This window comes from Achromobacter aloeverae (assembly GCF_004121055.1).
GTDB classification, from domain to species: Bacteria; Pseudomonadota; Gammaproteobacteria; order Burkholderiales; family Burkholderiaceae_B; genus Bordetella_C; species Bordetella_C aloeverae.
This window is the reverse complement of the sequence record NZ_PYAL01000002.1, coordinates 275,658-287,894: the sequence shown is the minus strand read 5'-3', so window position 1 is coordinate 287,894 and position 12,237 is coordinate 275,658. Positions and strand designations below refer to the sequence as shown.

General features: G+C 68.4%; 10 protein-coding genes. 2 read left to right on the top strand and 8 right to left on the bottom strand.

Annotated features, from left to right (window positions below; translation table 11 throughout):
• Positions 1–3 precede the first annotated feature (3 nt).
• From C7R54_RS08190 to C7R54_RS08160, 7 genes are all read right to left on the bottom strand, one after another.
• Positions 4–960 carry an alpha/beta fold hydrolase gene (locus C7R54_RS08190; RefSeq protein WP_129149712.1) on the bottom strand — a complete coding sequence of 319 codons (957 nt, stop codon included), beginning with the start codon at positions 958–960 and terminating at the stop codon, positions 4–6.
• Between the two features lie 123 nt (positions 961–1,083).
• Positions 1,084–3,747, bottom strand: coding sequence for a DNA internalization-related competence protein ComEC/Rec2 (locus C7R54_RS08185; protein ID WP_192903618.1), 2,664 nt, complete (start codon positions 3,745–3,747; stop codon positions 1,084–1,086).
• Positions 3,748–4,038: 291 nt separating this feature from the next.
• Positions 4,039–4,362, bottom strand: coding sequence for a DUF4148 domain-containing protein (locus C7R54_RS08180; protein WP_158021173.1), 324 nt, complete (start codon positions 4,360–4,362; stop codon positions 4,039–4,041).
• Positions 4,363–4,637: 275 nt separating this feature from the next.
• Positions 4,638–4,874 carry a hypothetical protein gene (locus C7R54_RS08175; RefSeq protein WP_129149709.1) on the bottom strand — a complete coding sequence of 79 codons (237 nt, stop codon included), beginning with the start codon at positions 4,872–4,874 and terminating at the stop codon, positions 4,638–4,640.
• Between the two features lie 197 nt (positions 4,875–5,071).
• Positions 5,072–5,878, bottom strand: coding sequence for a TatD family hydrolase (locus C7R54_RS08170; RefSeq protein WP_129149708.1), 807 nt, complete (start codon positions 5,876–5,878; stop codon positions 5,072–5,074).
• Positions 5,879–5,919: 41 nt separating this feature from the next.
• Positions 5,920–6,594, bottom strand: a complete 675-nt coding sequence (locus tag C7R54_RS08165) for an ABC transporter ATP-binding protein (RefSeq protein WP_129149707.1) — start codon at positions 6,592–6,594, stop codon at positions 5,920–5,922.
• Entirely contained in the window at positions 6,587–7,819 is a 1,233-nt protein-coding gene (locus C7R54_RS08160) for a lipoprotein-releasing ABC transporter permease subunit (RefSeq protein WP_240039433.1), read from the bottom strand. The genes C7R54_RS08165 and C7R54_RS08160 overlap by 8 nt, the downstream gene beginning before the upstream one ends.
• A gap of 220 nt (positions 7,820–8,039) precedes the next feature.
• Here C7R54_RS08160 and C7R54_RS08155 point away from each other — a divergent pair, with 220 nt between their 5' ends.
• Together C7R54_RS08155 and recJ are read left to right on the top strand one after the other, a co-directional pair.
• Positions 8,040–9,059 carry a hypothetical protein gene (locus tag C7R54_RS08155; RefSeq protein ID WP_129149705.1) on the top strand — a complete coding sequence of 340 codons (1,020 nt, stop codon included), beginning with the start codon at positions 8,040–8,042 and terminating at the stop codon, positions 9,057–9,059.
• On the top strand, positions 9,041–10,741 hold the full coding sequence (recJ, locus tag C7R54_RS08150; RefSeq protein ID WP_129149704.1) for a single-stranded-DNA-specific exonuclease RecJ: 1,701 nt from the start codon (positions 9,041–9,043) through the stop codon (positions 10,739–10,741). The genes C7R54_RS08155 and recJ overlap by 19 nt, the downstream gene beginning before the upstream one ends.
• 45 nt (positions 10,742–10,786) lie before the next feature.
• On the opposite strand, the gene C7R54_RS08145 is transcribed toward recJ, so the two are convergent.
• The gene (locus C7R54_RS08145) at positions 10,787–12,094 is read right to left on the bottom strand and encodes an MFS transporter (RefSeq protein WP_129149703.1); all 1,308 of its coding nucleotides are present in this window, start codon (positions 12,092–12,094) and stop codon (positions 10,787–10,789) included.
• Between the last annotated feature and the right edge of the window lie 143 nt (positions 12,095–12,237).

Genomic DNA, 12,237 nt, shown 5'->3' with positions numbered 1-12,237 from the left:
GATCTATTGTAGGCCGTCGGCGCCTTGCTCCTCCAGCAGGAAATGGGCCACCGGCGCGATCTGGCTGTCCGCCATCAGCGTGGGGGCATGCCCGACCCCCGGGACGTCGATCGCGCGGGCGCGCGGATTGCGCCGGCACATTTCCGCCACCGTCTCCGGCGTCAACAGGTCGGACCGTTCTCCCCGCAGGACCAGCAGCGGGCAGTCGAGCGCCTCGTAGGCCTGCCACAGGAATTGCTCGCCGGCCGCCAAGGCTGCCTCGTCCTGCACCGCGAAGGGGGCGGACAGCCTCAGGTCATAGTGCTTGCTCCAACGGCCATTGCGCTCGACGAAAACGTGCTGCGCCAGTTCGCGCCATTGCGCATCGCTGTGCGGGCCGAACGCCCCCGACACGTCCTGGACATACGCCACCGCGGCATCGAAATCCGCCACGTCGACCGGCGCGCCGACGTATTCGCCGATACGCGCCAGCGCGGCGGGCTGTAGCCGCGGCCCGACGTCGTTGAGCACCATCTTGCCGATATGCCAGCCGCCGCCGGGCAAGGCCGGCCCGCCCGCCGGGCGACCGGCGCCGGCCGCGCGCAACCTGGCGGACAGCACCGCCGAGCCGCCCAGCGCCATGCCGATGAGACCGCCCATCGAGGTGCCGACCCAATGCAGCGTCGCCGGCCGCAGCCGCGCCAGCAGCGTCACCATGTCCGCCACGTACTGGGGCACGGTATAGAACGCCGGATTGGCGAGCCAGTCCGAGGCGCCGCGGCCGGCCACGTCGGGGCAGACCACGCGATACTCGCCGGCCATGCGGCGCGCCAGCGTGTCGAAATCCCTGCCGGTGCGGGTCAGTCCGTGCACGCAGACCAGGACCTTGTCGTTGTCCGGATCGCCCCATTCCCAATACGCCATGCGATGCAGGCCGGCGGGGCTGGCGCAGGTCACGAAATCGAGACGGGGAGACGACATCGGGGAGCTCCTGGGGGAAATGGGATAACGGGCCACCGGCAGGCAAGGGGCGGACAACGGCCGCCGGCGGTGCGCGTCGCTGCCCTATGTTATGCCAGGACGGCGGCACCGGCCCCAGCAGCGTCAGCGTCCATGCCAATAACGCGCCCGCTCATCGCGCATGGCGCGCACATGCAGGCCCGCTCCGCCGGAATCGACCCGTACCGCCCCGTCCAGGTCGGTCCGCCAGATATCCGTCCCCGCCCGCTGCCAACGGCTCAAGACCCGCGCCGCCGGATGGCCGAAGCGGTTCCGGTATCCCGCCTGGACGATGAGTTGCGTGGCCGCCGCGGCCCGCACCAAGGCCTCGCCCGACGAGGTGGCCGAACCATGATGCGGCGCCAGCACGACATCGATGCGCCCCAGCGTGCCCGCCAGCGCGTCTTCCTGGTCCACGCCGATATCGCCCGGCAGCAAGGCGGAGTGATACCGTCCGCGTATCCGCAGCACGCAACCGTTTTCATTGCTGCGGCCGGCACGGCGCCCGGCGGCGTGCCCAGGCAAGGGCGGATGCAGGAAATCGAAGCGCACGCCATCCACGGTCCAGGCCTGGCCGGCCTGGCAGCGCCTGAATACGCCCAGCCTCGCCGCAGCGGCGCCGTCTTCCGCCGCATCGGCATCCGCCCCCGAAGCCGCCCCCGCAGGATCCGGATCCGCAGCCGGATCCGAATCCGGCCGGGGCCTGGGCCCCGGCGCCAGCCTGCCCCGTCTCTCGCCATTGCGGTAGGCCCCCGCGCGCAACCGTGCCGGCAAATTGAAGGATGCGTACGTATCGGCAACCACCACGCCTTGCAGCACGCCGCGCACGCCACCCGCGTGGTCAAGGTCGCCGTGCGACAGCACCAGCGTGTCCAGCCGTGCGATGCCTTCCGCGCGCAGGTAAGGCCACACCACCCGCGTCCCCGCGTCGCTGCCGCTGCGTGACAAGGGGCCGGCATCGAACAGCAGGGTATGCCGCGCCGTGCGCACCACCGCCGCCCCACCCTGCCCAACATCCAGCACCGTCATGCTCCAGGCGCCGGGCGCGGGGCGATCTGGCCGCCACGCCAGGGCCGGCACGAGCAGCAGCCAGCCCCAGCGGCGTGCCGGCCAGCCGGCCACCATCAGCGCCCAGGCGGTACCGGCGAGCGCCAATGCCACAAGGCCCCAAGGCGGCGCCGCCAGCGACCGCACCGCCCAGTCCTGGTCCGCCAGCCATGCCAACGGCGCCATCGTCGACGCGATGACGCAATGCGCCGCCCAGGCCACCCATTGGGCACCGGACTGCCACTCGCAACACGCCGGCAAGGCGTGCAAGGCCGCGGCCAGCAGCGCCAGCGGCGTGGCCACCAGGCTGATGACGGGAATCGCGAAGGCATTGGCCAGCGGCGCCGCCACGGACAGCTGTTGCGTGAGCACGGCCAGGACGGGCGCCAGCGCGATATTGATCGTCAGTTGCAGCCGGCTGGCGGCCATCAGGCGCGCGCCCTGCCGGCGCAGCGCGCCTTGCAGGCCCGTTGCGCCGGCATCCGCCACGGGTCGCCGCGTGCCGCGCGCGCCGCACGCCATCAACACGGCCACGGCCCCGAAGGACAGCCAGAATCCCGCCGCGAGCGGCGCCCAGGGATCGACCAGCGTGACCACGCCAGCCGCCAGGACCCATACCCGTCCTGGAGACAAGGGCAGCCGCAGCAGCCACGCGCCTAGCGCGACCGCGAGCATGAAGAATGTCCGCTGCGCCGGCAGCCCCCATCCCGCCAGCGCGCAATAGACCGCCGCCACGGCCAAGGCCACCACGCCGCCCGCCACCTGGGCCGGCGCCCGCTCGGCCGCGGCCACGCCACGCCAGCGCAGCCGGCGCCAGCACCAGGCCCAGCCCAATCCGGCCAGCCCTGCCACCAGGCTGACATGCAGGCCGCTGATGGAGACCAGATGCGTGACGCCGGTGGCGTTGAAAATGGCCCAATCCACCGCGTGGATCGCGGCCTGGTCGCCCAAGGCCAGGGCGATGACCACGCCGCCATAGCGCCAGGCGCCCAAGGTCGAGGACAACCGTGTCCTCAACGCGTAGCGCGCCCGGTCCACGAGGGCGGACACGCCCATGCGTGCCGGCACCAGGCGCGGTTGTCCGCGTACCGATGCGAGCGCCCGCACGCCATCGTGGAACAGGCGCGCCGAGCCGTCGGCAGCATGGGGATTGAGCGCGGCATGGGGGCGCCGCAGCAGCAATGCGGTATGCCAGACTTGCCCAGGCGCCAGCACGGGCAGCGGCGCATCCCGTCCATGCCGCCACCAATCGACGCGTATTGTCGCGGGCACGGGGCCGGGTACGGCGTGCAGGACATCCGCGTCGAATCGAACATGGTCCTCCCCTTGGGCGGGCAGGCCTGTCACGCGCAATAGGACGCGGGAGACCTCGTTGTCGTGCCTCTCCGGCAAGGCGTCGTTGATCCGCCACGCGGCGCGCTCGGACGCATTAGCGACCGCCAGGCAGGCCGCCGCCAGGCAATAGCCCAGCGTGCGCGCCATTTCCCGTAACCGGACCGTGCCGCCGCCGGTGGTCGCCCTGACGGCCACGTCGCTCGCCGGCGAGCCGACAAGACAGCGCCCGGGACAGCGCCCGAGACGGTGTCCTAGGTGGCCAGCCACGATCAACGCCAGGGCCGCCAAGGCAAGGCCGACGCGCGCCAGCCCGCCGGGCAAGTCGGCGAACATCTGCACACCCGCTGTCGCGGCCACCCACGTCAGCACTATCGCGCGGCCCCGCATGCGCCTCCCCCAAAGCCCCCATCCTAGCCAGGCGGCGGAGGCAAGGATGGCGACCGTGCCATAACGGTCACGCGCCATGGGCGCGCGCGCACGCTTGCAATGCGTGCCATCGACGGGGACGCGCGCAGTCCCCCCGAGCAGGCCGCTTTACCCGGGGAGGCCCGGCGATAAAAAAAATCGGCCCCGTAGAAACGGGGCCGATCACCTTCGCCGAGAGGACTTCCTGATACTCCCCCACCTCTCGCTGGGGGCCACCTTGGCGAGGGGGGACCAAGGTGGAGGGGGGGTCTATCAGCCTTGGAAAGGCACGTTGTTCAAGTCGCCGAACGCGGTGGCGCCGGGCGTCTTCGCCACTTCAGCAGCCACTTGGGCGCGCGACACGGTCGACTCCGCCTGGGCGGTGAACGGCGCGTTGTCCAGGTCGCCACGGACAACCAGGCCTTCGGCCTTGGCTTGTTGCAGTTCAGCCTGGACCTGGGCGCGGCTCACCGAGCTGCCGGCCTGGCCGTAGGTACCTTGGAAGGGCACGTTGTCAACGTCACCCCGGGGCGTACCGGCTTGGGCGGCGCCGATCAGGGCAAACGAAATAATCAGCGAGGTAGCGATCGTCTTCATGGCAGTTCTCCTAGTCCTTGACGTGGGAAGCAGACCGGGCCGGCTCATTCCGGGGGTCTGTTGCTGTTCCCGATGAACTGCATTCTGCGCCGGACAAACCTAGGGATAAACCCTGATATGACGAAATCACTATTCCATATTCACTACCAATAGATGACAAACGCCCACAAAGCACCAAAATAAAAAGTGGCCCCGTTTCTTGCGTCACGGAGCCACCCTTGAGAGGGCGAGCGTGCGGCGGACCGCCTTACCTGTCCGCTCCGTCGCCTGGGCCATCAGCTGCCTTGGAAAGGCATGTTGTCCGGATCGCCCATCACCGTCTGGCTTTCCTGATCCGCGGGCAGTTGCTGCACGTCGCTCTGGGCTACCGGCACGCTACCCTCCGGCCGGGCATCGGATTGTCCGTAGGTGCCTTGGAAGGGTTCGTTATCGGTATCGCCACGCGGTGTGGCCTGGGCGGCGCCGATCAATGCAAACGACAGAATCAACGAAGTCGCGAGGGTCTTCTTCATGGCAGTTCTCCTGGTCCGTAACCCCGGTCTGAAGGGCCGCCTGCCGCGCAAGCGCCTACGCTGAACCGGTTGGACCCATTCTGCGCCCGACGCCAGTCCGGATTAACCCTAGGTGGTGGAATAGTTGTTTCCACCAAACGCCGTTATCCACGGTGATTGTCAATAAGTAACTACTGAATCCAGGCAAGACAGGACATTTACCCCAACGCATGCGCCAGCCGGGGCAACACACGCATGGCCGTCGCGGCCGTACCGGCAATCACCGCGGCCGCCTCACCGCCGCGCAAATCCGCCAGCGCGCGCGCGACGCCAGCCACCTGCGCCGGCGTATTGCGGCGATTCGGCGCGTGCAGCCAGGCCGGCGGAATGTCCGGCGCATCGGTTTCCAGGACCAGGTGCTCCAAGCCCAGGTCCTTCGCATGGCGGCGTATCTGCAAGGCGCGCTCGAAGGTCATGGCGCCGCCGATTCCCAAGGCGTATCCAAGGTCGGCGAAGCCCCGGGCCTGTTGCTCGCTGCCGTTGAATGCGTGGGCAATGCCGGTCAGGCCCTTGTGCTGGCGCAGGTATTTGAGAATGATGTCCTGCGAGCGCCGCACGTGCAGCAGCACGGGCAAGTTGAATTCGGCGGCAAGATCCAGTTGTGCCGCGTAGTAGCGTTCCTGCTTTTCGCGCGCGGCCCCGGATGCAATGTCCTTGACGAAGAAATCCAGCCCGATCTCGCCTATCGCCACGAAGCGCGGATCGGCCATGGCCTGTTCCACCGCCCCCCGCAAGGCCGCCAGGTCATCGTCCCAGGCACTCTCCACGTACAGGGGATGGATGCCCAACGCATAGACGCCACCGGGCACGGCATGGGCCAGGTCGCGCACGGTCTCGAAATTGAAGCGGGCGATGGCCGGGATGACGATCCCGCGCACGCCGGCCGCCATGGCATCGGCGACCACATGCTCACGGTCGGCGTCGAACTCGGCGGCATCCAGGTGACAGTGCGTGTCGATCAGCATGGCAGCTCCGGAAGACAGGGGGCGATCGCCCCCTCCAGCGATCAGACCAGCCGCCCGTTTTCCATGGCCAGTTGGCGGTCGGCAAGTCCGGCCAATTCGCGGTCGTGCGTGACGATGGCAAACGCCGTACCCGACTCCTTGTTCACGCGAGTGAGCAGCTCGAACATATTGTGCGCGGTACCGCGATCCAGGTTCCCGGTCGGTTCATCGGCCAGCACGCAGGCCGGCCGCGTGACCAGGGCGCGCGCCAGGGCGACGCGCTGGCGCTCGCCCCCCGACAACTGCCCGGGATAATGGGTGGCCCGCGCGGCCAACCCCACCTGTCCCAGCACTTCCTCGGCGGCGGCGCGCGCCTTGTCCCGGTTCACGCGGCGCACGATCAGGGGCATCGCCACGTTGTCGACCGCGGAAAATTCCGGTAGCAGATGATGGAACTGGTAGACGAAACCCAGGCTACGGTTACGCAGGTTGCTCTTGGCGGATTCGCTCAGGCCCGTCGCAGCCACGCCATCGACGGTCACGGTGCCGGTGGTGGGCATGTCCAACAGCCCCAGGATATGCAGCAAGGTGCTCTTGCCGGAACCCGACGCGCCCACGATGGCCAGCATTTCGCCGCGTTCGATGCTCAGGCTGACGCCGCGCAGCACATCGACCCGGGTTGCTCCGTCGTCGTAATACTTGACGATGTCTTCGGCGTGCAGGGCGTAATCAGTCATGTCGCAGCACCTGCGCGGGTTGCAGGCGCGAGGCGCGCCAGCTGGGGTAAAGCGTGGCCAGCAGCGACAGCACCAGCGAGGTCACGCCAATGCTGATGATGTCCGCCGACTGTGGGTCGGACGGCAATTCGCTGATGAAATAGACCTGGCGCGGCAGGAAGTGCACGCCGAACAGGCGTTCGATGAAAGGCACGATGACGTCGATGTTATAGGCCAGCAGCATACCCCCCAGCACGCCGACCACGGTGCCCACCACCCCGATCAAGGCGCCCTGCACCAGGAAGATGCGCGCCACCTCGCCCGGGCTCGCGCCCAGCGTGCGCAGGATGGCGATGTCCGACTGCTTGTCCTTCACGGCCATCACCAGCGAGGACAGCAGGTTGAAGGCCGCCACCGCCACGATCAAGGCCAGGATCAGGAACATCATGCGCTTTTCCGTCTGCACGGCGGCGAACCACGTGCGGTTGTTGCGCGTCCAGTCGCTGGCGCTGATGTAGCGCGGCAGGCTTTGCTGCAACTCGGCCGCGACCTGCGGCGCCTGCTGCATGTCGGCGATGCGCAGCCGCACGCCCGCCACGCCGGTATCGCGGAAGACCCGCGCCGCATCCTGGTTGTCGACGAAAGCCAGGGAAGAATCATATTCATAGTGGCCGGAAGAGAATATCCCCACCACCGTGAATTGCCGCATGCGCGGCGCGAAGCCGGCCGGGCTCACGGACGCCTGCGGTGCCAGCATCAGCACGGTATCGCCCACCACCAGGCCCATGCTGCCGGCGAGATCGCGCCCCAGCACCACGCCGAAGGAGCCGGGCTTCAGATCGTCCAGGTTGCCGGCCACCATCTGCTTCGGAATATCCGAGACCTTGCCTTCGATGCCCGGCTCGATGCCGCGCACCTGCACGCCGTGCAGGCTCTGCCCGCGCACGATCATGCCCTGGGCCGCGACGAAGGGCGCGGCCGCCCGGACCTCCTTGTTGCGCTCGGCGGCCTCGGCGATCTGCTGCCACTGGCCCAGCACGCGGTCGGCATCCGCCCCGGGCACATAGAGCTCGATGTGCGGCAAGACCGACAACATGCGGTCGCGTACTTCTTTCTGGAAGCCGTTCATGACCGACAGGACGACGATCAGCGCCGCCACGCCCAGCGCGATGCCCGCCATCGAGCTGGCGGCGATGAACGAGATGAAACGATCGCGGCGGCCGCGACGCTTGGTGATACGGGCCATGCCCGCATAGCGGGCGCCGATCCAAAATTCGTAGGGTATTTTCAGCACCCGCGCATTATGGCTATTACGGCGCGGCGCCGCCACCCCCCGCCCGCCCTCGATTGCAAATATATGTGAGGCGCGTGATGAAGCCTTGCGCGGGAAGCGGGCAGGAAGGCGCGCCCCATCCCGGATACCGCCACCGCGGCCGGCCGGGCGCGCCACGCACTACAATCCCGCCATGCTTATCGTCCTACCTGGCGCCCTGCCGGCCAGCCCGCCCATCGCCGATGAACTGGCCAAACGGCTGCCCGCCACCGCGCCCACCCTGCATGCCTGGCTGCGGGCCGCCGAGGCCCGCGCCGCCGATTTCGACCCGCATGACGCCGGCTGTACGCCCTATGAGGCCTGGCAACTGGCGCGCGCCGGTTTTCAGCCGGCGCCGGGCCAGCAGATAGGCGCAGGCCTGGGGCCGCTGCTGGCGCAAGCCACGGTCGACGCGCCCCGGGCCGCCGGACAGGCCGCGTCCCCTGCGTCCCGGATAGCCGTCCCGTCCTTCGCCCCCCCGGACGCCGTGTGGATCGCCGACCTGGCCCATGTCGCCCTCAGCACCGAAAGCGCCAACCTGTTGCCGTTGGAAGCCCTGTCCCTGAGCGCCGAGGAAGACGCCGCGCTGCATGAAAGCGCGCGGCCCCTGTTCGCCGGCACGGATTTCGACGCCCTCCCCTTGGCGCCCGGACGCTGGCGCATGCGCCTGCCGGCGGACCTGCGTCCGCGCACCGCCAGCCCCGCCGCCGTGGGCGGACAGTCGCTGGCCGGCTGGTGGAACCAGGATGCCGCCGTGCGCCCATGGCGCCGCCTCATGAATGAAATCCAGATGGTCTGGCACGATCATCCCGTCAACCAAAGCCGCGCCGACCGCGGCTTGCCGCCGGTCAATACGCTGTGGCTGTATGGCGGCGCCGCGCCCTGGACCCCGCCGGCCGCCGCGTCGGCGCCCCCCGTCCAGGTCGTCGAGGACCTCTTGCCCGCCTACGCCGCCGAAGACTGGGGCACCTGGCTGCAGGCCTTGCAGCAACTGGACGCCCGCGTCCTCAAGCCCCTGTCCGACGCCCGCGGCATGCCTGCCGGGCCGACCGACATCCTGCTGCTCGGCCGCGACCGTCGCGTCGACCTCACCCTGAAACCGCGCAGCCGCCTGCTGGCCTGGCTGCCTTCATCCGCAAAGAACTGGAGCGCCTGGTGGTCCCCCCGCGCCTGACCGTACGTCCCGCCGATTTTCAAATCACCCGCGTGTTGGAAGCCGCGGGCATCCATCCGCTGCTGGCCCGTCTGTGGGCGGCGCGCGGCGTCACGCAACCCGAGGACATCCGCCTGGGCTGGCCCGCCCTGCTTCCGCCCGCCGGCCTGACCCAGTGCGAACACGCCGCCCGCGTGCTCGCCGATGCGATCCAGCAAGGCCGTCGCATGCTTATCGTGGCCGACTACGACTGCGACGGCGCCACTGCCTGCGCGGTGGGCTTGCGCGCCCTGCGCATGATGGGCGCCACGGTGGATTTCCTGGTGCCCAATCGTTTCGAAACCGGTTATGGCCTGTCGCCGGCGGTCGTCGAGCTGGCCTGCCGGCATCCGTCCGGCAAGCCCGACATGCTGGTGACCGTGGACAACGGCATCGCCAGCGTCGACGGCGTGGCGGCCGCCAACGCCGCCGGCATGGACGTCGTCATCACGGACCATCACCTGCCAGGCGACCTGTTGCCGGACGCCCTGGCCATCGTCAATCCCAACCAGCCCGGCTGCGGCTTCCCGTCCAAGAACCTGGCCGGCGTGGGTGTCATCTTCTACCTGATGCTGGGCCTGCGGGCGGAATTGCGCCGGCGCGGCGTCTTCGCGGCCGACGGCGGCCCGCGCCTGGATGCGCTGTCCGACCTGGTGGCGCTGGGCACGGTGGCCGACGTGGTCAAGCTGGATGCCAACAATCGCCTGCTGGTCACGCAGGGGTTGCAGCGCATGCGTGCGGGCCGCATGCAGGCCGGCCTGCGCGCCCTGTTCGCCGTAGCCGCGCGCGAACCGCGCAACGCCAGCAGCTTCGACCTTGGCTTCGCCTTGGGGCCGCGTATCAATGCCGCCGGGCGGCTGGCGGACATGAGCCTGGGCATTGCCTGCCTGACGACCGACGACGAAGGCGAGGCCCTGGACATTGCCCGCCAGCTCGACACCATCAATCGCGAGCGCCGCAGCATCGAAACCACCATGCGTGAACAGGCGCTGGCCTCGCTGGAGACCAGCGCGGACGTGGTGGGCGCCACGGTTTGCGTCTATGACGACAGCTGGCACCAGGGCGTGGTCGGCCTGGTCGCCTCGCGCCTCAAGGAAAAATACTGGCGCCCGACCCTCGCATTCGCGCCCGCCGGCGACGACGAACTGCGGGGCTCCGGTCGCTCCATTCCCGACGTCCATCTGCGCGATGCGCTGGACCTGGTGTCCAAGCGCCATCCCGGCCTGATACGCAAGTTCGGCGGCCACGCCATGGCGGCCGGCCTCACGCTGGGCCGTGACGGCCTGGCGCGCTTTGGCCCCGCCTTCGATGCCGCCGTGCGCGAACTGACCGGCCGCGACAGTTTCGAACCGGTCATCGAGACCGACGGGTCGCTGGAATCGGGTTATGCCAATGCCGAGGTCGCCGGCCTGCTGCAGCAACAGGTCTGGGGCGCCGGCTTCGCCGCGCCCCTGTTCCTCGACACCTTCCAGGTGCGCAGCCAGCGGCTGCTGGGCGAGAAGCACCTGAAGCTATCGCTTGTACGGGGCCAGCAGCGCTTCGAGGCCATCTGGTTCGGCCATGCCGAACTGCTGCCCGACACGGTGGACGTGGTCTACCGCCTGGAGCAGAACATCTGGAACGGCATGGTTTCGGTGCAACTGGTCATCGAACACGCGTCCTGACCGGCGGCCCGCTGGATGGCGGCGGGCCGGGCCAGGCCGCGCCGTTCAGCGATTCACCAGCCGGGCCGGCTGCGCCAGCGCCACCAGCGCACCAACGCACAGGCAGGCGGCCAGCACATAAATGCCGCTGCTGGTCGAGCCCGTGGCGTCCTTCAGCCAGCCCACCAGATACGGGCTGATGAAGCCGGCCAGGTTGCTCACCGAATTGATCAGCGCGATGGCCGCCGCTGCCGCGGTGCCGCCCAGCACGGCCGTCGGCAGGCTCCAGAACAGCGGCAGCACGGTGCAGATGCCGATATTCGCCAGCGTCAGGGACACGATGGCCAGCCAGGTATTGCCAGACCACACCGCCGACCCCACCAGGCCGATCGAACCGATCAAGGCCGGTACCGCCAGGTGCCAGCGCCGCTCGCGCTTGCGGTCCGAACTGCGCGAGATCAGGATCATGCCCACCACCGCGAACAGGTTGGGCACCGCGGTCAACAGCCCGATGGCCAGGGGATCCTTGACACCGGTGTTGCTGATCAGCGTCGGCATCCAGAACCCGACGCCGTACAGGCCCATGACGAAGGAAAAATAGATACTGGCCATGGCCCACACCCGCGGCTTGGTCATTGCCGCGCGTATGGGAGGGTCTTCCTTGGCCCTTTCCTCGGCCTCGATATTGCGCGTCAACACCGCCTTTTCGCTATCGGACAGCCATTTGGCGTGGCTGATGCGATCGTCCAGCCACAGCAGCACGATCACGCCGATGATCACGGACGGAATGCCTTCGAGCAGGAACAGCCACTGCCAGCCCGCCATGCCGTGATCCCCGTGGAAGGTGTGCATGATCCAGCCGGAGATGGGGCCGCCGATCAGGCCAGACAGCGGCACCGCCGTCATGAAGAACGTGGTGATGCGCCCGCGTCGGGCATGGGGGAACCAATAGGTGAGATAAAGAATGATCCCCGGGAAGAAGCCCGCCTCGGCCAGGCCCAGCAGGAAACGCAAGGTATAGAACATCCCCGGCGTGGTCACGAAGATCATCGCCGACGAAATAATGCCCCAGGTGATCATGATGCGGGCAATCCATATGCGTGCCCCCACCCTATGCAGAATAATGTTGCTGGGCACTTCGAACACGAAATAACCCAGGAAGAATATCCCCGCGCCCAAGCCGTAGACCGTATCGCTGAATTTCAGGTCCGACAGCATCTGCAATTTGGCGAACCCGACATTGACCCGGTCCAGGTAGGCCACCACGTAGCAAAGCACCAGGAACGGCACAAGCCGCAGTGTCACCTTGCGATATAGCTGATCTTCCGTGCTCACGGAAGCCGGGGTCTGCCCCGGTGCAGCAACGTTCTCCATAGCGTCTCCTCTCTTTTCTCTTTTATGAAACTCTCACGAACGAACCGCCGCGACGGGCAGTTTCCCTGCGCCCTGGGGAAGGCGCTTTTCTGCTTGCCAGGCGAATTTAGCACCGGCCGCCGGCCGCGCACAGGTCCGGCGCG